General features: G+C 72.6%; 22 protein-coding genes and 1 pseudogene. 16 read left to right on the forward strand and 7 right to left on the reverse strand.

Features of this window, described 5'->3' with window-relative positions; all coding sequences use genetic code 11:
• Positions 1-39: 39 nt before the first annotated feature.
• Positions 40-744 (reverse strand): S1 family peptidase, encoded by a 705-nt coding sequence (locus ACIRSS_RS00410; protein WP_400888879.1) that lies wholly within the window; start codon positions 742-744, stop codon positions 40-42.
• Positions 745-927: 183 nt separating this feature from the next.
• Between ACIRSS_RS00410 and ACIRSS_RS00415 the strand changes: the two genes are divergently transcribed.
• Both ACIRSS_RS00415 and ACIRSS_RS00420 read left to right on the forward strand, forming a co-directional pair.
• Positions 928-1,560, forward strand: a complete 633-nt coding sequence (locus ACIRSS_RS00415) for a hypothetical protein (protein ID WP_400888882.1) — start codon at positions 928-930, stop codon at positions 1,558-1,560.
• Between the two features lie 10 nt (positions 1,561-1,570).
• Positions 1,571-1,876, forward strand: a complete 306-nt coding sequence (locus ACIRSS_RS00420; RefSeq protein WP_400888885.1) for a hypothetical protein — start codon at positions 1,571-1,573, stop codon at positions 1,874-1,876.
• On the opposite strand, the gene eccCa is transcribed toward ACIRSS_RS00420, so the two are convergent.
• Positions 1,873-5,799 carry a type VII secretion protein EccCa gene (gene eccCa / locus ACIRSS_RS00425; RefSeq protein WP_400888888.1) on the reverse strand — a complete coding sequence of 1,309 codons (3,927 nt, stop codon included), beginning with the start codon at positions 5,797-5,799 and terminating at the stop codon, positions 1,873-1,875. The genes ACIRSS_RS00420 and eccCa overlap by 4 nt on opposite strands.
• A gap of 143 nt (positions 5,800-5,942) precedes the next feature.
• Between eccCa and ACIRSS_RS00430 the strand changes: the two genes are divergently transcribed.
• From ACIRSS_RS00430 to eccD, 6 genes are read left to right on the forward strand one after another with little or no spacing between them, the layout of a single operon-like run.
• The gene (locus tag ACIRSS_RS00430) at positions 5,943-6,719 is read left to right on the forward strand and encodes a WXG100 family type VII secretion target (protein ID WP_400888891.1); all 777 of its coding nucleotides are present in this window, start codon (positions 5,943-5,945) and stop codon (positions 6,717-6,719) included.
• A 30-nt stretch (positions 6,720-6,749) separates the two neighbouring features.
• The gene (locus tag ACIRSS_RS00435; protein ID WP_400888894.1) at positions 6,750-7,811 is read left to right on the forward strand and encodes a hypothetical protein; all 1,062 of its coding nucleotides are present in this window, start codon (positions 6,750-6,752) and stop codon (positions 7,809-7,811) included.
• 2 nt (positions 7,812-7,813) lie between these two features.
• A complete protein-coding gene (locus ACIRSS_RS00440; protein WP_400888897.1) occupies positions 7,814-9,175 on the forward strand; it encodes a WXG100 family type VII secretion target in 1,362 nt (453 codons plus the stop codon).
• Positions 9,175-9,645: a hypothetical protein gene (locus tag ACIRSS_RS00445; protein WP_400888900.1), complete on the forward strand. Its 471-nt coding sequence runs from the start codon at positions 9,175-9,177 to the stop codon at positions 9,643-9,645. The genes ACIRSS_RS00440 and ACIRSS_RS00445 overlap by 1 nt, the downstream gene beginning before the upstream one ends.
• Positions 9,642-9,962, forward strand: a complete 321-nt coding sequence (locus ACIRSS_RS00450) for a YbaB/EbfC family nucleoid-associated protein (RefSeq protein WP_086674669.1) — start codon at positions 9,642-9,644, stop codon at positions 9,960-9,962. The genes ACIRSS_RS00445 and ACIRSS_RS00450 overlap by 4 nt, the downstream gene beginning before the upstream one ends.
• Complete coding sequence (gene eccD / locus ACIRSS_RS00455; RefSeq protein WP_400888903.1) at positions 9,962-11,332, forward strand: type VII secretion integral membrane protein EccD; 1,371 nt, start codon at positions 9,962-9,964, stop codon at positions 11,330-11,332. The genes ACIRSS_RS00450 and eccD overlap by 1 nt, the downstream gene beginning before the upstream one ends.
• A gap of 161 nt (positions 11,333-11,493) precedes the next feature.
• Here the strand turns inward: eccD and ACIRSS_RS00460 are convergent, their stop codons facing one another.
• Positions 11,494-12,540 carry a type VII secretion protein EccE gene (locus ACIRSS_RS00460; RefSeq protein ID WP_400888906.1) on the reverse strand — a complete coding sequence of 349 codons (1,047 nt, stop codon included), beginning with the start codon at positions 12,538-12,540 and terminating at the stop codon, positions 11,494-11,496.
• A gap of 140 nt (positions 12,541-12,680) precedes the next feature.
• Here ACIRSS_RS00460 and eccB point away from each other — a divergent pair, with 140 nt between their 5' ends.
• From eccB to ACIRSS_RS00475, 3 genes are read left to right on the forward strand one after another with little or no spacing between them, the layout of a single operon-like run.
• A complete protein-coding gene (gene eccB, locus ACIRSS_RS00465; RefSeq protein ID WP_400888909.1) occupies positions 12,681-14,102 on the forward strand; it encodes a type VII secretion protein EccB in 1,422 nt (473 codons plus the stop codon).
• A gap of 11 nt (positions 14,103-14,113) precedes the next feature.
• The gene (locus tag ACIRSS_RS00470) at positions 14,114-14,809 is read left to right on the forward strand and encodes a response regulator (RefSeq protein ID WP_400888912.1); all 696 of its coding nucleotides are present in this window, start codon (positions 14,114-14,116) and stop codon (positions 14,807-14,809) included.
• On the forward strand, positions 14,806-15,468 hold the full coding sequence (locus tag ACIRSS_RS00475) for a response regulator (RefSeq protein WP_400888915.1): 663 nt from the start codon (positions 14,806-14,808) through the stop codon (positions 15,466-15,468). The genes ACIRSS_RS00470 and ACIRSS_RS00475 overlap by 4 nt, the downstream gene beginning before the upstream one ends.
• A 9-nt stretch (positions 15,469-15,477) precedes the next feature.
• Here ACIRSS_RS00475 and ACIRSS_RS00480 read toward each other — a convergent pair.
• The 3 genes and pseudogenes from ACIRSS_RS00480 to ACIRSS_RS00490 all read right to left on the reverse strand — a co-directional run.
• Positions 15,478-15,834: pseudogene (locus ACIRSS_RS00480) on the reverse strand (DDE-type integrase/transposase/recombinase); the annotation flags it as partial.
• Positions 15,835-15,881: 47 nt separating this feature from the next.
• A complete protein-coding gene (locus ACIRSS_RS00485) occupies positions 15,882-16,064 on the reverse strand; it encodes a leucine zipper domain-containing protein (protein WP_400888918.1) in 183 nt (60 codons plus the stop codon).
• A 2-nt stretch (positions 16,065-16,066) separates the two neighbouring features.
• A complete protein-coding gene (locus ACIRSS_RS00490; protein ID WP_400888921.1) occupies positions 16,067-16,861 on the reverse strand; it encodes a carbon-nitrogen hydrolase family protein in 795 nt (264 codons plus the stop codon).
• 84 nt (positions 16,862-16,945) lie between these two features.
• On the opposite strand from ACIRSS_RS00490, the gene hisD reads away from it, so the two are divergent.
• Genes hisD through ACIRSS_RS00515 form a run of 5 tightly spaced genes read left to right on the forward strand, consistent with a single transcriptional unit; the run spans position 16,946 to position 21,535 of the window.
• Positions 16,946-18,271, forward strand: coding sequence for a histidinol dehydrogenase (gene hisD, locus ACIRSS_RS00495; protein WP_400888924.1), 1,326 nt, complete (start codon positions 16,946-16,948; stop codon positions 18,269-18,271).
• A complete protein-coding gene (locus ACIRSS_RS00500; protein ID WP_400888927.1) occupies positions 18,268-19,368 on the forward strand; it encodes a histidinol-phosphate transaminase in 1,101 nt (366 codons plus the stop codon). Before hisD ends, ACIRSS_RS00500 begins: the two co-directional genes overlap by 4 nt.
• Positions 19,365-19,964, forward strand: a complete 600-nt coding sequence (gene hisB, locus ACIRSS_RS00505) for an imidazoleglycerol-phosphate dehydratase HisB (protein WP_400888929.1) — start codon at positions 19,365-19,367, stop codon at positions 19,962-19,964. The genes ACIRSS_RS00500 and hisB overlap by 4 nt, the downstream gene beginning before the upstream one ends.
• Positions 19,961-20,119: a hypothetical protein gene (locus ACIRSS_RS00510; RefSeq protein WP_400888932.1), complete on the forward strand. Its 159-nt coding sequence runs from the start codon at positions 19,961-19,963 to the stop codon at positions 20,117-20,119. The genes hisB and ACIRSS_RS00510 overlap by 4 nt, the downstream gene beginning before the upstream one ends.
• 36 nt (positions 20,120-20,155) lie before the next feature.
• Positions 20,156-21,535 (forward strand): RNA polymerase subunit sigma-70, encoded by a 1,380-nt coding sequence (locus ACIRSS_RS00515; RefSeq protein WP_400888935.1) that lies wholly within the window; start codon positions 20,156-20,158, stop codon positions 21,533-21,535.
• Here the strand turns inward: ACIRSS_RS00515 and ACIRSS_RS00520 are convergent.
• On the reverse strand, positions 21,532-23,727 hold the full coding sequence (locus tag ACIRSS_RS00520; RefSeq protein ID WP_400888938.1) for an MMPL family transporter: 2,196 nt from the start codon (positions 23,725-23,727) through the stop codon (positions 21,532-21,534). The two genes, ACIRSS_RS00515 and ACIRSS_RS00520, sit on opposite strands and share 4 nt — an antisense overlap.
• Positions 23,728-23,785 lie beyond the last annotated feature (58 nt).

Raw genomic sequence — 23,785 nt, forward strand, 5'->3', positions numbered from 1 at the left:
CGTGCCGGCCTCCCGGGCGGGGAGGCCGGCACGGGTGGGTCAGACGCCGGCCGTGGTGCGGATCCAGCTGCGGCTCGACGCGATGCTCGCGTAGTTCTGCGTGCCCTGCGGGTTCGACCCGGAGTTGTTCCCCGTCGAGCACACCCCGACCTGGACGCCGTTGTAGAGCTCCGGCCCGCCCGAGTCGCCGTGCCACGCCGAGCCGTTGACGCCCTGGCTGGCGATGGCCGTGCCGCCGAACGCGTCCGTGCTGGTGCCGGTGACGCGCACGTTGGCGGTCTTGAGGGTGCTCGACGGCGGGCTGGTGCCCTGGGTGCGGCCCCAGCCGTAGATCTGGTTGGTCGAGCCGGTCGGCGGGTTCCCGGTGCCGAGCTTCATGAAGGTCGTGTTCACCGCGGTCGTCAGGTGCAGCAGGGCGATGTCGCCGTTGGGCGAAGCCTTCTGCTGGTCGACGTTGGCGTTCGTGCCCTGCTGGAGCGTCACGTTGCCGACCTTGACGTGCATGCCCGGCGAGTTCAGGCAGTGCTGGGCGGTGAGCACCCACTGCGGGGCGATGATCGTCCCAGAGCACTCGAACCCGCCGTAGGTGGTGACGTTGTTCCAGTAGATCTGGGCGCCCCACGGCGCGGAGGAGACGGTGCTCCCGCCGATGATGTCCTGCTGGGCGTCCGCAACCCCCGCTGAGACCAAGCTCAGCGCCGCGGCGGCGGCACCCACCGCGGCAACAGCCCTCGACATTCGCATGAAAATGCCCTTCGGCCAGGTGATCCGGATGATCAGTCCCGAACGGGACGACTCGCCCAACGTAAGTTGCGCGGGAATTTTCCGGAACCTACCGAAGTCGGTAAGTCGCTGACGGTGAAAAGCGTTCCGTCCCGCCGAAAGGCGCGGGCTAGAGTTCCCCGGGCAACCGCACGAGGGGGAACCATGTCCGCGCCATCGCACGATCCCGAGCTGTTCGACGAGCTGATGCGCGAGGAACTGCGCAACCAGCCGGTCAGCCGCTACGCCATCGCGACGCTCGTTTCGGGCCTGCTCGGCGGGTGGCTCGCGCCGGTGTTCGCCGTCGTCGCGATCGTCCGGATCCGCAAGCAGCACCAGCGCGGCTTGGTCCTGGTGATCTGCGGCCTGGTCGCCTTCGCCGGGTGGATGGGGTTCCTCGGGTACCAGCTCGCCACCGGGACGACGTGGTGGCAGCAGCGGGCCGCGGTGGCGTCAGGGGAACGGCTGCCCGAAGGCGTGGCCCACGGGCTCGACCTCGCGGCCGGCGACTGCTTCTGGTCGCCACCGGCTTCGGGCAACACCGACGTCGTGCAGCGGTCGTGCACCGAGGCGCACACCGGCGAGGCGTTCGAAGTCGTCGCGCTGGAGGACGGCCCGATGCCCGACATCGTCGACGTCTACCACCGGTCGCTGGCCCGGTGCGAGGCAGACGCGAAGCAACTGCCCGGCGCCCGCGTCCAGGTCATTACGCCGACGTCGGACACCTGGGCCCAGGGCAAGCACCGCGCGGTCTGCTACTACCGCTTCTCCGCCGAGATGACCTCGCCGGTGCGGTGAAGGGGGAGCGATGTCCGGAAACCTCGTGCTGCCGGACGGGCGGTGCTGGACCGCCTCCAGCGGCGTCTACTACCGGGTCGTCGACCACCTTGCGGGCGCTGTCACCGATCCGGCGGTCGCCGAGCAGTTCCGGCTGGCCTCGGAGCACGGCTTCCGCACCATCGACCTGGGCGACCTCCCGGCGGCCGCGCGCGAGGAAGTGCTGGCGCTGCTGCGGGGTCCGCTGGCGGCGGCCGTGGAGGCGCGGTTCCCCGGACCGGACGGCGACGCCGTGCGCCGGTTCGTCGCCGAGCTGAGGGAGCTCGCGGGTCCCTAGGACTCCGCCGGCTTGGTCCACGCCACCTGGACCAGCCCCGTCCCGTGCCGGCGTGACACCAGTGTTCCCCGGCCCGGCGGCTGGGGTGACGGCTTGACGTCCGCCAGCAGCGCCCCTTCGTCCTTCGTGCCCGACATGATCAGCCCCGGCGAACCCAGCTCCCGCAGCCGCTGCAGGACCGGCTCGAACAACGCCCGCCCGGCGCCGCCCGACCCCCGCACGATGATCACGTGCAAGCCGATGTCCCGCGCCTGCGGCAAGAACTCCAGCAACGGCTGCAACGGGTTCCGGCCGACCGTCGCCACCAGCTCGTAGTCGTCCACGAGCACGAACAGCTCCGGCCCGCGCCACCACGAGCGGTTGCGCAGCTGCTCCGGCGTCACCGACGGCCCCGGCAGGCGGTTGCGCATCGCGGTGGCGCACTCCGCGATCAGGTCCGTCAGCTTGCCCTCCGCACCCGCGTACCCCAGCAAGTGCGGCTCGGACACCGCGCCCAGCAGGCCGCGGCGGTAGTCCGCGACGATGATCGCCGCCTCTTCCGGGCTGTACTTCGACGTGATGCCCTGCGCCAGAGCACGCAGCAGCGACGACTTCCCCGACTCCACGTCGCCGAACGCCACGAAGTGCGGGTCCGCCGCGAAGTCCAGGTGTACCGGCCGCAGCGTCGACTCCGCGATCCCCAACGTGACCTGGCGCGCGGGCGCTGCCGGCAACCCATCGAGAGGCACCTCGGGCGGCAGCAGCCGGACCTGCGGCGCGCGCGGGCCCTTCCACGCGTCGGAAATCCGGCGCACGAGGTCGACGCCGCCCGCGCCGACCGTCTCCGGGCGCTGGTCGCCGTCGATACGGGGCAGCGCCGCCAGGAAGTGCAGCTTCTCCGCCGTGATGCCGCGGCCGGGCCGGTCGGCGGGGACGTTGACCGCGACCTTGCGGTCGATCGAGGAGTCCATCGGGTCGCCGAGGCGCAGCTCGAACCGCGTGCCGATCGCGTCGCGCAGCTGCGCGCGCACGCCGATCCACTGGTTGAGCGAGACGATCACGTGGATGCCGAACCCGAGCCCGCGCGCGGCCAGCCCGGTGATCTGCTCCTCCAGCTGCTCGTACTCCTGCCGGATCGTGGTCCAGTTGTCCACGAACAGGAACACGTCGCCGAACTCGCGGCCGTCGGTGCTCTCGGTGAACTCCGCCCGCCGCTGGCGGAACGTCGTGATCGACTCGATCCCGTGCGCGGAGAAGAACTCCTCGCGCTGTTCCAGCAACGTCGTCAGCTCGGCGACGACCCGGCGGCAGCGCTGCGCGTCCCGGCGGGTGGCGTAGCCGGACGTGTGCGGCAGTCCGGCGATCGGGGCGAGCGCGCCGCCGCCCATGTCGAGGATGAACAGCTGCACCTCGGCCGGGGTGTGGGTCAGCGCGAGCATGCCCGCGATGTCCTTCATCAGCGTCGACTTCCCGCTCTGCGGCGCGCCGACGATCAGCGCGTGCCCGCCCGCGCCGGAGAAGTCGGCCCACAGCATGTCGCGGCGCTGCTCGAACGGCTTGTCCACCAGCGCGACCGGGATCGTCAGCTTGCCGTTGCCGCCCCAGCCCAGCGGGCACAGGCCGCGTGCGGCGTCCTCGCCCAGCGGTGGCAGCAGCTGCTCCAGCGTCGGCGGCTCGTTCAGCGGCGGCAGCCAGATCTGGTGCGCGGCCGGGCCGCGGCCCTCCAGCCGCGACAGCATCGCGTGGATGATCGTCTCGCCGGTGCCGTCGGCCTTCGGGGCGTCTTCGATCTCGGTCGTCACCGGGATCTCCACCGGTGCCAGGGAGAACGGCAGCACACCGAGCTCCTGCCCGTCCTCGCGCACGACCGTGCTGCGCGGCGGCAGCTCCCCGGAGACGTACGCGGCCTTGAGCCGGATCAGCGAGTCGGTGTCGGCCTTCAGGTACGCCGACCCCGGCACCGGCGGCAGGTGGTAGGCGTCGGCGACACCCAGCACCGCCCGGCTTTCGGCGGCGGAGAACGTCCGCAGGCCGATCCGGTACGACAGGTGGGAGTCGAGCCCGCGCAACCGGCCTTCCTCCAGCCGCTGGGACGCCAGCAGCAGGTGGATGCCCAGCGACCGCCCGAGCCGGCCGATCGCGACGAACAGGTCGATGAACTCCGGCCGCGCGGACAGCAGCTCGCTGAACTCGTCGATGATGACCAGCAGCGACGGCAGCGGCTCGAGCGGCGTGCCGTCCGCGCGCGCCTTCTCGTAGTCGCGCACCGACGCGTAGTTCCCCGCCGCGTGCAGGAGTTCCTGGCGCCGCAGCAGTTCGCCGTTGAGCGCGTCGGCCATGCGGTCGACCAGCGCGAGGTCGTCGGACAGGTTCGTGATGACGGCGCAGGTGTGCGGCAGGCCGGTCATCCCGGCGAAGGTCGCGCCGCCCTTGAAGTCGATGAGCGCCAGGTTCAGCGTCTCCGACGAGTGCATCACGGCCAGCGCGGTCACCAGCGTCCGCAGCAGCTCGCTCTTGCCCGAGCCGGTCGCGCCGATGACCAGGCCGTGCGGGCCCATCCCGCCCTCGGCCGACTCCTTGAGGTCCAGGTCCACCGGCCGCCCCTCGGGGTTGACGCCCAGCGGGATCCGCAGCCGGTCGCGGGCCGCGCGCGGCGCCCACGTCACGGTCGTGTCGGTGTCGCGCGGGTCGCCGATGCCGAGCAGCCCGGCGAGCCCGAACGTCGACGACATCGGCTTCTCGCCGACGACGGCGGCGGGGGTGTGCAACGGCGTCAGCATCCGCGCCAGGGCTTCGGCGGCACCGCGGTCGAGGACGTCCGGGCGGCCGAGGAACCCGAGCCGCTGCTCGGTGGCGTCGCCGACGACCATGCCGAGCGAGTCGGGCGCGGTGTGCAGGCTCAGCAGCCGCTCGGTCGAGAACGTCCGCGGGTGCTCCTGCCCGACCTCGATGACCGTGACGCCGAGCCGGCCGTCCTCGCCGATCAGCCGGGGCTCGCCGTGGGCGTTGCCGCCGTCGACGACGACGATCAGGTGCGGCAGGTCCAGCTCGGCCGCGGCGCGGCGGCTGAACGCGGGGCGTTCGCCGAGGTCGGCGCCGAGCAGCTCGGCCAGGCCGGCCGCCGAGTCGGCCGCCAGCCGGCGGGACCCCACGGCGTCGGTCGCGCCGGCCGCCGTCGCGTGCGGCAGCCACTTCGCCCATTCCCAGTCGTGCTGCCGGTCTGCCGGGACGCACAGCGCGACCCGCAGGTCGGACGGCGAGTGGAAGGTGACGAGCTGGCACAGCAGCGCCCGCGTCAAGCCGAGCACGTCGGGGCGCCGTCCCGCGACGGTGACCGCGGCGAACGAGCGCAGCGACAGCGCCACCGGCAGCCCGTCGACCGTGGAGTAGGTGCGGATGAAGTGCTTGAGGCTGGTGGAGGACACCGGGTCCAGGTCCTCCAGCGGCACGGTCTGCGGCGCCTTCAACGGCGTCGCGAGCCGCTGCGGGCCGGTGCCCGCGCGGACCTGCGCGAACTGCCCGTCGGTGCGCCGCCGGTCCCACAGCTTCCCGGACTCGACGTAGGCCCACAGGTCGGCGGGGTCGGGCTGGACGGCGACCATCGCCGCGCGCTGGCCGTCGGCGATGTCCCGGACCTGGGACCGCAGCCCGGACAGGTACCGCTGGTAGTCGCGGCGCTCGTCGTTGATCTGCGCCTTCTTCGCCATGCCGCCGCGGCCGAGCGACATCACGACCATGCCGCCCATCGCGCAGATGAACAGGGCGCCGAAGATGTAGGTCATCACGCCGCCGTCGCGTCCGATGTAGACGAACGACATCGCGCCCATGCCGAGCATCATCGGCAGGAACATCATCAGCTGCACCATGCCGCCGGACGAGCTCTTCGGGAGCATCGGCGGCGACTGCAGCACGATCTCGGAAGGTCGCTCGGGCGTGAGGCTCATGCGTCAAGGCTCCAGCAGATCGGAAGGGCGCTGACCGGTATTTTGGCCACTCGCCGACACGGCGCGGTGGGTACTTTTGCCGTCCGCCCGCTTCCGGGGCCGAACCTACGCTCTGCCGAGCAGCCACCCGCGGAAGGAGAGCCATGGCCGGCGAGTACCGGGCTGAGCCCGAGGCGATGCGCTCTTCCGTCGGCAACGTCGGAGGCATCATCGCCCACGGCATCAACGCGGTGTCCGACCTCGAGCGCCTGGTCGTGCAGCCGCTGTCGTTCGCGGGGCTGGGCAGCGCCGTCGCCGCCGCGAACGCCGCCCTGCACTCCAGCCAGGTCACCGCCGTCCGCACGCTCCTGCAGCTGCTGCAGCAGATCAACGGCCTGGTCAAGGCCAGCGCCGACGCCTACCAGGCGGCCGACCAGGCCACCGCGGCCGGCTACGGCGGGGGCCACGACGGGTCCGCGGCGCCCACGTCGTCGATCTGGGGGAGCCCGCACGCCTCGGAGCTCGCCACCCTGGCGATCAACGACAGCGCGGGCGCCCACGGCGAGCCGTCGTCGGTCGGGAACGTGCTGCGCTACCTGGGGGACGCGCGGCTCGGCAGGCTCGGCGACCACCCGATCACCGACACGCGCTTCCACGGCGTCGCCGACTTCAACGACTGGCTGGCCGGCGACGCCGACAACCAGGCCCGCGTCGGGCTGATCGAGGTCTACGCCGGCACCGCGCGCACCTTCTCCGACGTCCCCGGCGGCGTGCACAGCGGGGACGTCGTGGTCGTGGAGCCGCTGCTGTTCTCCGACCGCCAGCCGGTCATCGGCGTCGCCGGCGACGGCGGCCGCCTCTACAACCACGGGCTCCTCGACGCCCGCATCAGCGGGCTGGCCAAGGTCAGCGTGTACCGGCCCGCGTCCGTCGTCGCCTGATCGTCCGTCCTTGAATCTCTGTGAGGTCCGATGCTGACTTTCCCGAACTCCAGCGCGATGGACGCGACCGCGTCCTCGGGCGGGCCGATCACCATCCTGCCGCAGATCGTCACGGGCCAGCCCGAGCAGATCGCGAAGCACGTGGCGGACCTGGTCCGCAAGGCCGAGCAGTTCCTCAGCATGTACAACGAGCTGACGAAGGCCGCCGACCAGCTCGGCAAGATCTGGTCCGGCGCGGCGAGCGAGTCGGCGCTGAAGAAGATCTCCGACTCCCTCGACCAGCTCACGAAGATCATCGGTGTCGTGCAGAAGGGCGCCGAGCTGCTCGGCGTCTCCGGCACGCTGATCAAGACCGCGCAGGAGGCCTACCGCGCGGTGGTCTCGGCGGTGAACCCGACGGTCGCCGCGTTGATGTCGAACTGGTGGACCTACGGCGCGGCGGTCGCTTTGTCGACCGCGACCAGCGCGTCGCTGCGGGCGTTCATCACGGCGATCGGCGCGCTGCTCAAGGCGCTCGGCGCGGTCGACCTCGCCCAGCAGATCACCCAGCTGGCGCAGGTCATCGGCCAGATCGAGAAGCTCTTCCACCACGACTCCGGCAGCGCGGGCGCGACGACGCCGTCGATCGGGAACACCCCGGTCACGGCGCCCCAGGCCCCGTCGCCGGTGGCGAGCCCGTCGGGGCAGCAGGCGGTGGCGGGCGGGAGCGGCGGGGGGATCCCGCAGCAGCCTTCGTTCACCGACTACACCCCGCCCGCGCTCGCCACCGGCGGCGGTTCCAGCACCGGCGGCGGGACGGCGGTGTCCGGCAACGGCTCCCCGCTGAACCCGGCGAACAGCTGGATCGCCGTGGACCCGGCGCAGCACGGCGCGACCGTGCCGACCCAGCCGGCGCCGGTCACCCAGCCCGCCCCGGTCACGCAGCCGGCGCCGGTGCACAGCGCCGATGAGGTGGTCATCCACACCAACCTCACCACCGGTGAGTCTACTGTGGAGGCTCCGGGCGGCCAGGACTTCGACATCGACATCGCGATGGACTACAACGGCAAGCACTTCAGCCAGCACGTCGGCTACGACGCCGCCGGGAACTAGCCATGTGGTCCTCGGGGGTCGTCGACGCGTCGGGAGTGGTCAGCTCCGTGCTGTCCGGGTACCGGCGCGTCCTGGTGGAGTGCCAGAGACGCGTCACCGGTGACCCCGGTGCGCTCAGTGCCGCGTCGCAGCGGGTCGCCACCCAGGCCACGACGGTTTCGGGCAAGGCGAAGGAGATCGACGAGTCCGCGAAGACCCTGCACGCGGACTGGGACGGCGACGCCTACACCGCGTTCGCGACGGCCGCCGGGAAGCTCGGCGACGAGCTCACCGAAGCGGCCACGAAGCTCGACGACCAGGCGAAACGGCTCTCGACGGCCTCGCAGCTCGTGCAGTCGGCGAAGGCCGCCGTCGACTCGATCATCGCCCAGTTCGACCAGTACGCCCAGCAGCTGACCGCCCAGGCCCGCGCGGTGAACTCCGGCTCGGTCGGCGCGTTCATCCAGGCCGCGCGCCAGCTCGGGGAGCAGAGCGTGCAGGCCGCCCGCCAGGTCGTCGACGAGTTCTCCGACGCGCTCGCCGAGCTGTTCCCGCCCGAGGGCGTCGGCCGGCTCGAACACGAGCTGGGCAAGTGGGCCCGCGGCCCGCTGCACTGGCTCAACGGCGAACCGCTGGACGGCCGGAAGCGGCCGCGGACCGTGCCGTCGTGGTTCGGCAACTCCGGCTGGAAGAAGCTCACCTGGGACGGCCTCGAAGGCACGCGCGCGCCGAAGAAGGCGGACACGCCGTTCGGGCAGCCGGAAGCCGAGGGCCTCAAGGACAAGATCGGCCGCAACACCGAGATCACGTACTACAAGTTCCAGCACGAGCAGGACGGGCTCACCCCGGAGTACGACGGGAAGATCACGTCGAAAGGCTGGGACGCCGGCGCGTCCGGGCACGCGGAACTGGCTGCGGTGCACGGCGAGGCCGAGCTCAAGAAGGAGTGGGGCGTGGCCGAAGCCCACGCCAAGGGCACGGTGTTCGCCGGCGGCGAGGTCAGCGGGTCCGGCACGATCGGCGCGCACGGCGTCGGCGCGCACGCGAACGCCTTCGTGGGCGGGAAGGTCGAGGGCGAGGTCGCCGCGGACGTCGCCGGCATCGGCGTCGGCGCGAACGGCACGCTGCAGTACGGCCTCGGCGCGCAGCTCGACGCCCAAGCCGTCTACGACGCCGGGCACATCAAGGTCAACTTCAAGGCGGGCGCGGCGCTGGGGCTCGGGCTCGGCGTCGGCGCGAAGATCGACATCGACCTGCCGAAGCTCGGCCACACCATCGGCGAGTACGGCGGCGCGGCCGTCGACGCGGTCGGCCACGCGGCAACCGACGCGGCCGACGCCGTCGGATCCGCTTGGGACGACGCCGTTTCGTACGTGGGGCTGTGATGACGCTTCCCCTCGACTTCGTCATCCCGGACGGGTGGACCGCCGTCGACCCGGGCGGCTCCGGCGCGGTGTTCGTCGCCGTGCACGACGCCGCACCGGGCGAGTTCGTCCCGAACATCACGGTGAGCGTCCAGCAGCGGCCGGACGACGCGTCGATCGACGCCATCGCGGAGGAAGCCGTCGAACGGCTTTCGCTGGTCTCGGCCGGACTCGAGGTGGTGAGCCGCCGCGACGTCGGCGAACCGGCCGCGCCCGGCGTCATGCAGCTGCTGCGCCTGCGCACCGGCGAAGGCGAGGAGCTGATCCAGACCCAGGTGCACCTGACCGTCCCCGGCGCCACGCCGGAGGAGCGGCTGGTGCTCGAGCTCGCCTGCACGGCCGCGCCCGCGACCGCGCGGCGGCTCTCACCCGGTTTCCAGCGGTTCGTGGGCAGTGTCCGCGTCCGCCAGCACGAAGGGACGCAACAGTGACCGATCCGTACGCGGTGCCGGACATGGACGAGCTGCTCGCTCAGGTGCGCAAGCAGACCGAAGAGGTCCAGCGGATCCAGCGCACGGTCGAGGCGATGGAGGTCAAGGCGCACTCGCGGCAGAACGAGGTCACCGTCACCCTCCGCGGCGACGGGCGCTTCACCTCGATCGACATCGACCCCCGCGCGATCCGCGAGTACGACGCCCGCAACCTGTCGGAGATCGTCCTCGAAGCGGTGAACGCCGGGCTGCAGAAGCTCGCCGAGGCGTCGAACGCGAAGTTCGCCCCGGTCATCTCGGCCGCCAAGAACGTCTGATGACCGCTTCTCTGACCGGGACGACGCGCCGGGTCACGGTGGTGACACCGCGGGCCCGCGTCGACGTCGCCCTGCCGCAGCAGTCGACGTTCGCCGAGCTGGTGCCGCAGCTCGTGCGGCTGGCCGGGGCCGCCGGGCAGGCGTCGGCCGAACACCCGGGCTGGGTGCTGTCCCGGCTCGGCGGCGCGCCGCTCGCCCTGGGCTTGAGCGTCGCGGCCGCCCAGATCCGCGACGGCGAAGTGCTCCACCTGACCCCGCGGGAACGCCCGCGGGGTCCGCTGCTGTTCGACGACGTCATCGACTCGATCGCCAGCGTCGCCGACTCTTCCGGGGGCTGGAGCCCGGCCGTCGCGCGGCGGTCCGGGCTGGTCGCGGCGGTCGTTCTGCTGCTGGCCGGCGGTCTGCTGGTGCAGGCGGCGGCGTCCGGCAGCGTGCTGGCTCCGATCGGGACCGGGCTGCTGGCCCTGGTGCTGCTCCTCGGCGGCGGCGCGCTGAGCCGCGCGTACGGCGACGCCGAAGCGGGCGCGGCCGGTTCCTTGGCGGGAGTCGGCGTCGCGTTGCTGGCGGGGATGTCCGTGCTGCCACCGCACCCGTTGTTCTCGCTGTCGGCGGGCCCGCTGGCCGCGGGTCTGGCGGCGGTGACGGTGTACGGCGTCCTGGCGGCGGTCTCGGTGGCCGACCGCTTGCCGTGGTTCGTGGCGATCACGAGCGCGGCGGGCTTCGGCGCGATCACGACGGGCGTGGTGCTGCTGGCGGGCGTCGCTCCTCTGTCGGCGGCGGCGGTGGTCGCGGTGCTGGCCACCGCCCTGGCGGCGGTGGCCCCGATGCTGGCGCTGCGCCTGGCCCGGTTGCCGTTGCCGCGCGTCCCGGACGACATGGAGGCGTTCCGCGCGGACGAGCAGCCGTCCCTGGGCACGGAGATGATCGGCCGAACATCCCGCGCGCAGGCGGTGTTGACGGGGTTGCTGGTCGGCCTCGGCTTGGTGGTGCTGGCATCGTCGGTGGTGCTGTCTTCGGGCGGCCCGTGGGACGCGGGTTTGGCGGGGTTGCTGGGCGTGGCGTGGATCTTGCGGTCCCGTTCGTACGCGGGCCGGGTCCAACGGCTGGTGCTGGTGGGTTTCGGCATTCTCGCGTTGGTCTGCGCGGGCGTGTGGCTGGTGGTGTCGGGCAACCGCACGGTGGTGTTCGCGGCCGGCGGCACGGTGATCTTGGCGGCGGTGGTGTGCTTGGTGTACGCGACGCGGGTGGCGCGTGGGCTGCGTTCGCCTTACTGGTCGCGGCTTTTGGACGTGTCGGAGTTTCTCGTGCTGTTGTCGCTGGTGCCGTTCGTGGGCATGATCGCGGGGGTTTACGAGGCCGTCCGCGGCTGAGCCTCAGCGGTCGAGCATGAAAGGAAATCGCTCGTGTCGGCTGTCCAACCGGACGGCCGACACGAGCTTCCTTCCGTGAGGAGCCTTTCGACCTCGGGCGCGGCAGTTCGCGCGCGAGCGAGTTCAGCGCTAGGGGTTTCTCCCGCGATGCACAGTGGCTTTCAGGAATCCAACGCCAGCGGAAGCGTCTGACGCACCGCGGCCCCGTGGCGCCCGTGCAGCGGAATCGCCGCCGCCAAGACCGGCACCGCGGCACCAGGCCGAGCCCCCACCCGCACCGTCACTTCCGCCTTCTCGCGCCCGCCCGGCGTCCGCGTCAGCGTGTACGACGTCGCCGTGAAAGCCGCTCCTGGCACCGAAAAGTCCACCACCCGGGACGACCGCGGCCGGAAGCACACCTGGCTCCCGTTGCCCCACACCCAGGACTTCCAGCGGTCCGGCGGCCCGGAAGACGTCCCCTGCACTCCCAACGCCACCCGAAGCTCCTTCGCCAGCTCGCCGGCCTCTAGCACGGTGCTCTGGTACCCCGCCTCGGCCAGCGCGCCCATCAGGCTCAGCGCCGCCGATGCCGTGCTGCGCAACGCCCCGAGGTCGCCGCCGCCGCGGGCCAACGCCGCGATCGGGGCCAGGTCCGGGCGGTAGCGCACCGCCAGCCAGCGGACCCGCAGCACCTGGTCGCCGCGGGGGATGGCCCACGTCAGCAGCTGGGCCGATGCCAACGGCACGTCTGTGCGCGCATAAGCCGAACGCAACGCCTCCACCAGCGGGCCCGGCGCGCCCGGTCCCTGCGTCAGCCGGACCAGGGCGCTCCAGCCGCCGTCGACCTCGGCGACGCCGAAGCGGTTGCCCGCGCGGTCGACGTGCTGGCGGACCTTCACCGGCCCGGCGACCCGCAGCAGCGGATCGGGGCTGTCGTGGCGCGTGTCGTGGCGCCGCAGCCGGTACGCCGTCCACGTCAGCGCCCAGCCCGCCAGGTGCCGCCCGGCGAACCGCACCGACGTCAGCAGCACGACCAAGCCGGCCGCCACGCTGACGCCTAGCTGCACAGGCTGCGTGACGCCGTCGACCAGCCACGCGAGCAGGACGGCGATCCCCGCGATCTCCCACAGCGCGGCCTGCAGCGGCCGGATCGGCAGCAGCCAGGGCAGCGGCGTCGACGCGGGCCGCGGCGGTGCCGGGCGCACGGCGCCGGCGGTTTCGACGGACACGGGCTCCCCTTTCCCCGGGTCCCCGACGCTACTGCCTCCCCAGATGCCGCGTGGGCGTAAAAATTACCCTCCCCATCCGCCGTCCGGGTGCCTAGCGTCGGGCACTCGGGAGGACGACGCACAGCCGGGGGCCAGTCAGCGTGTGGACGCAGCGGGACCAGATCCAGGCGTACCAGTTCCTCCGGCGCAGGCTCGTCTCCGCACTCGTCGCCGCCGACGCCAACCACCCCGTCTCGCCCAGCCGCCGGCTCGTCCTCGCCACCGTGCTGGGGCTCGTCGCCGCCCTGCTGGTCACCGCCGTCTTCGGCATCATCGGCCTGCTCAACCCCTCCGGCGGCAAGGACTGGCTGGCCGGCGGCAAGGTGATCGTCGAGGAGGGCACCGGCGCCCGGTTCGTGCTCGGCGCCGACGGCGTCCTGCACCCCGTCCTCAACTACGCCTCCGCGCGGCTGCTGGCCGGCGGCGCCGGTGACGCCACCGTGTCCGTCTCCTCGGAGAACCTCGGCAAGGCCGGCCGCGGCACGCAGATCGGCATCCCGGGCGCGCCCGACTCGCTGCCCGCCGCGAGCGCGCTCGTCACCACGCCGTGGACGAGCTGCAGCCGCACCACCCAGGACGCGCCCGCGTCGGCCGAACCGCGCACCGCCGTGCTGCTCGCCGCGCCGGCGTCCGGCGTCGAACTGCCGCGCGACCAGGGCGTGATCGTCCGGCTGCCGGGGGGCGACCGGTTCCTGCTCGCCGGCGGCCGCCGGTACAAGCTCTCCGACGAGGCCGCCACCGCGCTGCAGTTCGACAGCTACCCGACGATCGCGGTCTCCGCGCGCTGGATCGACACGGTCCCGGCCGGCCGCGACCTGACCGCGCTGCCCGTCGACGGCGCCGGCGACCGCGGCCCCGCGGTGGGCGGGCGCGACACCCGCGTCGGCCAGGTCCTCGCCGTCGTGGACGCGATGGCCGCGCCCGGCTCCGCGACGTCGTACTACCTCGTCCGCCGGGACGGGCTCGAGCCGGTCGGGCAGACCGAGGCGAGCCTCCTGGTGAACACCGCGGCCAACGCGGCCGCCTACGAAGGGACGCCGAAGCCGGTCGAGGTCCGCGCGGCCGACGTCGCCGCCGTGCCGAAGGTCGCCGCGCCCCGCGCCGGGGGCGCCGACCCCGCGGCCTTCCCCGACCGCATCCCCGGCAAGGCGCCGATCACCGGCGGCTCGGTCGCGTTGTGCGTTCAGGGCAGCCGGTTGCTCGTTTCGGCCGAATTCCCGCTTTCCCCTGGTGCCAAGGCAATCCAGGTCGCCACGAGGACCGAAGCACGGGTGGCGGACGAGGTGTTCGTACCCCCGTCGGGGGGAGCCGTCGTCGTCGAATCCGGCTCGGCCACCACGTACCTGGTGACCGATACGGGCCGGAAGTACCCGGTGGTGAACGCGCAGGCTCTGGCCTCGCTCGGCTACGGAAGCGTGGCGAAGTCACCGGTCGCAGGTAGTTTGCTGGCATTGGTGCCGACGGGCCCCGCGCTGGACCCGGCCACGGCCGGGCGGCCGGCTCCGTCGGGTGGAACGGGGTGAAAGTCGTGCACATGACACAAGAGCGCTCGGCCGAGGACGACCTGGACTCCGGCCGGGTCCGGGTCGCGGTGATCGAAGACCACCCGCTGTACCGCGTCTCCGTGGAGCGGGTGCTGGCCGAAGCGGAGTTCATCGAGCTCGGGGCGGTGGTGGACTCGGTCGCGCGGTTCCACGTCCACCGGCAGCCACCCGGCAGCGTGGTGCTGCTGGACCTGGGCCTGCCCGGCGTCGCGGGGGCGGCGGCGGTGCTGGAGGTCTGCGAGCTCGGGCACCACGTGCTCGTGGTCTCCGCGCAGGCCGAACCCGAGGTCGTGCTGGGGGCGATCGCCGCGGGGGCGCGGGGGTTCCTCTCCAAGGACGTCGACGCGGACGAACTGCTGATCGCGATCAAGACGGTGGCCGACGGCGGTGCGTACGTCTCCGCCGTGGTCGCCGGGATGATCATGAAGGACAACGCGGACCGGCCGGCCGTCTCCGCGGACGTCGAGCTGTCGCCGCGCGAGGAACAGGTGCTGCGGCTGGTGGCGGCGGGGGAGCGGGACGTCGACATCGCGCTGATCCTGGGCATCGGCGTCCGGACCGTGCGGGGCTACCTGGACCGCATCCGCGACAAGACCGGCGAACGGCGGCGGCCGGGGCTGGTCAAGGAGGCCATCCGGCGCGGCCTGATCGGCGGCTCCGGGCCCCGGCGCGGCGGCCGCAAATGAGCGAACCGGCCGGCGACGCCCCGGCCCCGGCGCCGCGCCGCATCGCCGTCGGGGTCATCGAGGACCACCCGCTCTACCGGTACGCGCTCACGCGCGTGCTCACCGAAGCGCCGGACATCGAGCTCGGCGCGGTCGCCGACTCGGTGGCCCGGTTCGCGGTGCAGGACCAGCCGGCGGGCAGCGTCGTGGTCCTCGACCTCAAGCTCCGGGGCGTCCAGGACGCGGCCGCGGTCCTGGAAGTGGGGCAGATGGGGCACAAGGTGCTGGTGGTGTCCGCGCACGCGGAACAGCCGGAGGTCCTGGGGGCGATGCAGGCGGGCGCGAAGGGGTTCCTGTCGAAGGACGTCGACGGCGACGAGCTCCTGCGCGCGATCCGCACGATCGCCGACGACAACGCGTACGTGTCGCCGACGCTCGCCGGAATGATCATCCAGGACAGCGAAGAGCGCCACGCGGGCCCGAAGATCGTGCTGTCGGAGCGCGAGAAGCAGGTCCTCCGGCTGGTGGCGGCCGGCGAGCGCGACGTCGACGTGGCGGAGATCCTGAACATCAGCGTCCGGACGGTCCGCTCCTACCTGGACCGCATCCGCGACAAGACGGGCGAACGCCGGCGCGCGGGGTTCGTCCGGGTCGCGATCCGCGAAGGCCTGCTCCGCTAGGGGTTGATGTCCGGGGAGGTTGGTCAGCCGGGTGACTGGCGGCTTGCCGCCGGTTGAGCTGTGGGGGGCGATCTTGCCGTTGGTCTGCGACCGGTGAGGCCGGGTCCGTTTCGGGGTGATGCCCAGCTCGGCGCAGCTGCCGCGCCAGGCGTGAGACCGGTAGGCCGACCCGTTGTCCGGCAGGACCCGCTCGACGCTGATGCCGCGGGCGGTGAACCAGGCCACCGCCCGGCGCGGCACCGCGACGGCAGTGACAGCGGTCTCGTCGGAATGGGTCTCGGCGTCGGCGACGCGGGAGTGGTCGTCGAGCACCGTGTGCACGAAGGCAGTCTCGACCTTGGGATTGCGGTAGCGGCCGAGCCGGCCGCCGATCCGGACCGGGCCCGGCCGTTGCCGCCACCGCAGCCGCACGATCACCCGGACCAGGCGCTCGGTGTGCGGGCAGGGCTGTGGTGCGGACGGCAGCTGCGGCCGGTCATCGCGGCCAAGCCTTCGGCGCGGCCGCGTTGGGCCTGTTTCGCGGCGGTCTGAGCGGCGATCATGAATATCTTCGCCGCTGCGGTGCAGGTCCAGCCTTGCTCGACGCCGGACACCACAGCTAGAGCCGGCGGTTGGCCAGGGCTCCCGTCGCCGTGCGGGCCTTGGCCGACACGGCCGGGTCCACGTCCACCACCAGCGTCTCCGGGCCCGCGCCCGCGGCGGCCCGCACCCGGCCGAAGCCGTCCGCGACCAGTGAGTACCCGATCCCGGTCGGCGCCTTCGGGTTCACCGAGAGCCCCGTCGCCGCCGGGTCGGCCTGGCCGCACGCCAGCACCCAGCAGCCCGAGTCGAGGGCCCGCGCCCGCACCAGCACCTCCCACTGCTCGCGCTTGCCCTCGCCCGCGCCCCAGGACGCCGGCAGCAGCACGACGTCGGCGCCGTCGTCGGCCAGCGCGCGGAACAGCTCCGGGAAGCGCACGTCGTAGCAGGTCGCGACGCCGTAGACGACGCCGTCCAGCTCGAAGGTGGTCACCGAAGCACCGGGCGCGACCGTGTCCGACTCCGCGAAGCCGAACGCGTCGTAGAGGTGGATCTTGTCGTAGCCGCGGTGCTGCCCGCGGCCGGTGACCAGCAGCGTGTTGCGCACCCGGCCCTCGTCGGCCGGGGTGAACATGCCGGCGACGACCACGACGTCGTGCTCGGCCGCCACCGCGGCCACCGCCGACGCCCACGGCCCGTCGAGCTCCTCCGCGACCGGCGCCAGGGGACGGCCGAACCGCGCCATCGTCGCCTCCGGGAACACGACGATCCGCGCGCCGTCGGCCACCGCGGCCTCGACGCCGGAGCGAATCAGCTTCAGGTTCGCCTCCGGATCGTCACCCGAGTTGACCTGGCACAACGCGATTCGCGCCACCGCTGCCTCCTGCATGCTGGGATCGGCCGTCACCGGGGAGTATCGCTGAAAAGCCGCTGGGCGTGACCTCGTACCCTGGGGGGCATGTTGAACCGCACCGACCTGCGCGGGCAGGTCCCGACCGCCGCCGAACTGCGCACCACGCTCCCACGCGCCGAATACGACGTGGACGCGGCGCTGCACCACGTGCGCCCGGTGGTCGAGGCGGTCCGTGACCGCGGTGTCGAAGCCGTCCTCGAGTACACCGAGAAGTTCGACAAGGTGCGGCCCGCATCCGTGCGGGTGCCGCGCGCTGCGCTGACGAAGGCGCTGGCGGAGCTGGACCCGGCCGTGCGCGCCGCGCTGGAGGAGTCGATCGCCCGCGCCCGGAAGGTGCACGCCGAGCAGCGCCGCACCGACGTCACGACCACGGTCGTCGACGGCGGCACGGTCACCGAGAAGTGGGTCCCGGTCGAGCGCGTCGGGCTGTACGCGCCGGGCGGCCTGGCCGTGTACCCCTCGACCGTCGTGATGAACGTCGTCCCGGCGCAGATCGCCGGCGTCGGCTCCCTGGTCGTCTGCTCGCCGCCGCAGGCCGCCTTCGACGGCTTGCCGCACCCGACCATCCTCGCCGCGGCCGAGCTGCTCGGCGTCGACGAGGTGTGGGCGGCCGGCGGCGCGCAGGCCGTCGCGCTGCTCGCGTACGGCGGCACGGACACCGACGGCGCCGAGCTCGCCCCCGTCGACATCGTCACCGGCCCCGGCAACATCTACCTCACCGCGGCCAAGCGGCTCCTGCGCGGCCTGATCGGCATCGACGCCGAGGCGGGCCCCACCGAGATCGCGATCCTCGCCGACGAGACGGCCGACCCGGTGCACGTGGCCGCCGACCTGATCAGCCAGGCCGAGCACGACCCCCTCGCGGCGAGCGTGCTGGTCACGACCTCGGTCGAGCTGGCCGACGCCGTCGACAAGGAGCTGGTGAACCGCGTCGCCGCGACGAAGCACACCGAGCGCGTCGCCGAAGCGCTGGCGGGCAAGCAGTCCGGCGTCATCCTGGTGTCCACAGTGGACGACGGGCTGCGCGTCGTCGACGCCTACGCCGCCGAGCACCTGGAGATCCAGACGGCGGACGCGCGCGCGGTCGCCGCCCGGGTCCGCAACGCGGGCGCGATCTTCGTCGGCGCGTACGCCCCGGTGTCGCTGGGCGACTACTGCGCCGGCTCCAACCACGTCCTGCCCACCGGCGGGTTCGCCCGCCACTCCTCGGGCCTGTCCGTGCAGAGCTTCCTCAAGGGCATCCACGTCGTGGACTACTCCGAGGACGCGCTGCGCGAGGTCGCCGGCCGCGTCGTCGCGCTGGCGAATGCCGAGGATCTGCCCGCGCACGGCGAGGCCGTCACCGCGCGCTTCGGAGGTTCGGTCCGATGACGATCGGCGAAGAGGTCACGCTGGACGCGCTGCCGCTGCGCGACGACCTGCGCGGCAAGACGCCGTACGGGGCGCCGCAGCTGGACGTCCCGGTCCGGCTCAACACCAACGAAAACCCGTACCCGCCGCCGCCCGAGCTGGTCGCGGACGTGGCCGAAGCCGTCCGTGCGGAGGCCGCCGAGCTGCACCGCTACCCGGACCGCGACGCCCTGGCGCTGCGCCAGGACCTGGCCGACTACCTGAGCGTGTCGACGCGGGTGGTGCTGTCGGAGGCGAACGTGTGGGCCGCCAACGGGTCGAACGAGGTGCTGCAGCAGATCCTGCAGGCTTTCGGCGGGCCGGGGCGCAGCGCGCTGGGGTTCGAGCCGTCGTACTCGATGCACCCGATCATCGCGTCCGGCACGCGCACCGAGTGGGTCCCGGCGCCGCGCCGGGACGACTTCACGCTCGACACGGCCGCGGCGGCCGCGGTCATCTCGGACCGTCGTCCGGACATCGTGTTCGTCACGAGCCCGAACAACCCGACGGGCGGTTCGATCCCGCTTTCCGAGCTGCGTGCGCTGTTGGACGTGGCCACCGGGATCGTGGTCGTCGACGAGGCGTACGCGGAGTTTTCCTCGCAGCCGAGCGCGGTGGAGCTGCTGGCGGACTACCCGGCGCGCTTGATCGTCTCGCGCACGATGAGCAAGGCGTTCGCGTTCGCGGGCGGCCGGCTCGGTTACCTGGCGGCGGCCCCGGCGGTGGTCGACGCGCTGCAGCTCGTGCGGCTGCCGTACCACCTGTCGCGGCTGACGCAGGCCGCGGCGCGGGCGGCGCTGCGGCACGCGGACGCCACTTTGGACAGTGTGCACAAGCTGGCGGCCGAACGCGACCGCGTCGTGGAAGCGTTGGCGGGACTGGGGTACGACCCGGTGCCGAGCGACTCGAACTTCGTCCTCTTCGGACGGTTCAGCGACCCGCACGCGGCTTGGCAGTCCTATTTGGACAAGGGGGTGCTGGTCCGCGACCCGGGTATCCCGGGCCACCTGCGCGTGAGCATCGGCACCCCGGAGGAGAACGACGCCTTCCTCGAGGCGAGTAAGGAAGTCTCGCGATGACCCGCATCGGCAAGGTCGAACGGACCACCAAGGAGTCCTCGATCGCCGTCCAGCTGGACCTCGACGGCACGGGCGAGGTCGAGATCTCGACCGGCGTGCCGTTCTACGACCACATGCTGACGGCGTTCGGCGTCCACGGCTCGCTGGACCTGAAGGTCGAGGCGACGGGCGACATCCACATCGACGCGCACCACACGGTCGAGGACACGGCGATCGTGCTGGGCCAGGCGATCCGCCAGGCGCTGGGCGACAAGAGCGGGATCCGCCGCTTCGGCGACGCGTGGATCCCGATGGACGAAACGCTGGCCCACGCGGCGATCGACGTCTCGGGGCGGCCGTACTGCGTGCACACCGGCGAGCCGGAGCAGTTCAACACGTTCACGATCGGCGGCAACTACCCGTTCGTGCTGACGCGGCACGTGTTCGACTCGCTGTCGTTCCACGCGCAGATCGCCCTGCACGTGCGGGTGATCCACGGCCGCGACCCGCACCACATCGCGGAAGCGGAGTACAAGGCGGTGGCCCGCGCGTTGCGGGCGGCGACGGAGCCGGACCCGAGGGCGGGCGGCATCCCGTCCACGAAGGGCGTTCTGTGAACAACGGAGTGGTGGGCGTCCTGTTGCTCGCCCTGGGTGGCTTCCTGGTGGGCGGCGTCTATTCGACGTGGAAGACGGCCAAGTTCATGGCGGTGGTGCTCGGCGTCGCGGCCCTGCTCGCCATCGGCGGCGCCATCTTCTGGTTCATGAGCTGACCGGTTCCTTTCGCCGTCGCCGGCAGTCTGCACTGCATGACGACGACGGAGTGGCCGGACGAGTTCGCCCGGCGGGCCGAACCGTTCCGGCGTGAGCTGCTCGCGCACTGCTACCGCATGGTCGGCTCGGCCGACGACGCGGCGGACCTGGTGCAGGAGACGTACCTGCGGGCCTGGCAGGCGTACGGCACCTTCCAGGGCCGCTCGTCGCTGCGCACCTGGCTCCACCGGATCGCGACCAACGCCTGCCTGTCGGCGCTCGACCGAAGCGGCAGGCGGGCGTTGCCGTCCGGTCTGGGCGGTCCGGCCGACGATCCCGACGCCCCGATCCCGGCGGCGCTGGAGGTGGCCTGGCTGGGGCCGGTCCCGGACGCCCTGGTGAGCGACCCCGCCGCGCGGGACGGCGTGCGGCTCGCGCTCGTCGCCGCTCTGCAGTACCTGCCCGCCCGGCAGCGAGCCGTCCTCCTGCTCCGGGAGGTGCTGGGGTTCAGCGCCGCCGAGGTCGCGGCCATGCTCGACGTCTCGGTCGCCGCGGTCAAGAGCACCCTGCAACGCGCCCGCGCCCGGCTCGACGAGATCTCGCCGTCGCCCGACGACGTCGTCGAACCGGCCGACCCGCGCGCCCGGGAGCTGCTGCGCCAGTACATCGCGGGGTTCGAAAACGCCGATCTGGCCGCCCTCGAGAAAGCGCTGCGCACCGACGCCGCGATCGAGCTGGTGGGCACGCGGACCTGGTTCTCCGGCAAGGTGCGCTGCCTGCGCTACCTGGCGCACGTGCTCGGCACGCCCGGCGACTGGCTGATGACCCCGACCCGCGCGAACGGCCACCCCGCCGCGGCCACCTACCACCGCACCGCCGACGGAACCCACGAGGCCCTCGGGGTCGCCGTGCTCGAGGCCACCCCGGCCGGGATCGCCCGGATCACCGTCTTCCCCGGCGGTCCCGCCCTGGTCGCGAGCTTCGGCCTTCCCGCCACGAGAACCCCTGTGCCGGCCGACGAGGAGTTCCGGGCGTACAACGAAAGCGTCATCAGCGAGTTCCGCGCCAACCACGGCACGGTCGCCCGGCCACCGTTCCCGATCCTGCTGCTGACCACGACGGGGGCGCGCACCGGACGGCGGACGACGGTGCCGCTCGGCTTCGCGGTCGACGACCGGGGCCGCGTCTTCGTGGTCGGTTCCAAGGCGGGCGCTCCCCGGCACCCGGCCTGGTTCCACAACCTCCGCGCCGACCCGGCGGTGACGGTCGAGCTCGGCGACGGCACTTACCAGGCCCGGGCCGTCGTGACGACCGGCGAAGAACGCGACCGCCTCTACCGCACGGTTTCCGACGGCGCGTCCGCCTACGAGCGGAACACCGACCGGGTGTTCCCGGTGATCCTCCTCGACGGCGTTCCCGCACCGGCCACGGGCTAGTGGCTCGCGCCGACCAGCTCGCGCTCGTCGTCATCGGGCGCGGCGTCCAGGTGCTTCGTGAGCTTCTCGCCCTCGACGTCCACGTCCGGCAGGATCCGGTCCAGCCACTTCGGCAGCCACCACGCGCCGCGGCCCAGCAGGGACATCACCGCCGGCACCAGCGTCATCCGGACCACGAACGCGTCCACCAGCACGCCGAACGCCAGCGCGAAGCCGATCGACTGGATCAGCGCCGACTCGGCCAGGATGAACCCGGCGAACACGCTGATCATGATCAGCGCCGCCGCGACGACCACCCGCGCGCCGTGGCGGAAGCCGGTCACCATCGCTTCCTGCGGCTCCGCGCCGTGCACGTGCTCCTCGCGCATCCGCGTCACCAGGAACACCTGGTAGTCCATCGCCAGTCCGAAGAGGACACCGATCAGCAGGATCGGCAGCATGCTCATGATCGGCCCGGTCGACGTGACGCCCAGCAGGTCCGTCAGCCAGCCCCACTGGAACACCGCGACCACCGCGCCGAACGTCGCCGCGACCGAGCCGAGGAAGCCGATCGTCGCCTTCAGCGGCACCACCACCGACCGGAACACCAGCATCAGCAGCACGAACGCCAGCCCGACGATCAGCGCCAGGTAGGGGAGCATCGCGTCGGACAGCTTCGCCGAGACGTCGATGTTCGCCGCGGTCTGCCCGGTGACGGCCAGCTTCGCGCCCGTCGCGTTCTCCAAGACGCCGGATTCGCCGCGGATCGCGGCGACCAGGTCCTCGGTCTGGGTGCTGCTCGGCCCGCTCTTCGGGATCACCGTGAGCAACGCCGTGTCACCGGTCTGGTTGACCCGCGCCGGGGTGACGGCGGCGACGTCGGGCAGCTTCTGGATGTCGGCCGCGGCCTGGCCGAGCGCGGCCTGGCGGTTGGTGCTCGCGCCGGTGTCGACGACGACCAGCAGCGGCCCGTTGGAGCCTTCGCCGAAGCTGCGGCTGGCGATGTCGTACGCCTTCTTCTGCGTCGACTCGGGTGCGGCGGTGCTGTCGTTGGGCAGGCCGAGCTGCATGCCGAGCGCGGGCAGCGCGACGACGGCCATCCCGGCCAGCGCGACGAGCAGCACGGGGATCCGGTGGCGGGCGACGAACCGCGCCCAGCGCTCGCCGTGCGTCGTTTCGACCGGCTTGCGGCGCAGCCGGATGCGGCCCCCGGCCACCCGGGCACCGGCGAAGCCGAGGACGGCGGGCAGCAGCGTCAGGGCGATGAGCACGGCGACCGCGACGGTCACGGCCGCGGCGACGCCCATCTGGCCGAGGAACGGGATGCCGACGACGGTCAGCCCGGCCAGCGCGATGATGACGGTCAGCCCGGCGAACACGACGGCCGATCCGGCCGTGCCGACCGCGCGGCCGGCGGCTTCCTCGGGCTCGCGGCCGAGGCTCAGCTCGTGCCGGTAGCGCGAGACGATGAACAGCGCGTAGTCGATGCCGACGGCCAGCCCGATCATCAGCGCGAGGATCGGCGTGTTCGAGTTCAGCTCCAGGAACCCGGACGCGAGGAAGATGCCCGCCATCCCGGTGCCGACGCCGATCAGCGCGGTGAGCAGCGGGATCCCGGCGGCGACCAGCGAGCCGAAGGTGATGATCAGCACGACGGCCGCTACCGCGACGCCCAAGCCCTCGGTCGCGCCGGTTTCGGGGACGCCCTGCACGGCGTCGCCGCCGAACTCGACGGTGAACCCGGCCGCGCGGGCCTCTTCGGCGGGTTTTTGGAGGGCGGCGCGGTCGCTCTCGGTGAGTTCGTACGCCTTCGCGCCGTAGCTGACCTGGGCGAGCGCGACGCGCTTGTCGGGCGAGATCGACTGCGCCTGGAACGGGTCGACGACGGCGGAGACCTTCGACGCCGTCTTCAGCTGCCCGACCAGGGCCTCGACCGCGGCCTTGCCCTTGGCGTCGGTGACCGTGGTGCCCGCCGGGGCTTCGATGACGACGCGCGCGGTGGCGCCACCGGCGTTGGCCTGCGGGAACTTCGCGGTCAGCTGGTCGACGGCCCGCTGCGACTCGGTGCCGGGGATCGTCACCGAGTTCGACAGCTGGCCGGACAGCGTGAGGGCGCCGAGCCCGAGCGCCACGAGGACGGCCGCCCAGACGGCGGCGACCAGCGCTCGCCGTCGGAAGGACGCCCGGCCGAGCCGGTACAGGAAGGTCGCCACGAGTCAGCTCCGTTTCGCCCGAACGGGGTCGGTTCACTCCAAATGATTACTGACCAAG

Origin of the sequence: Amycolatopsis sp. NPDC101161 (assembly GCF_044768185.1) — a bacterium.
Lineage (GTDB): Bacteria > Actinomycetota > Actinomycetes > Mycobacteriales > Pseudonocardiaceae > Amycolatopsis.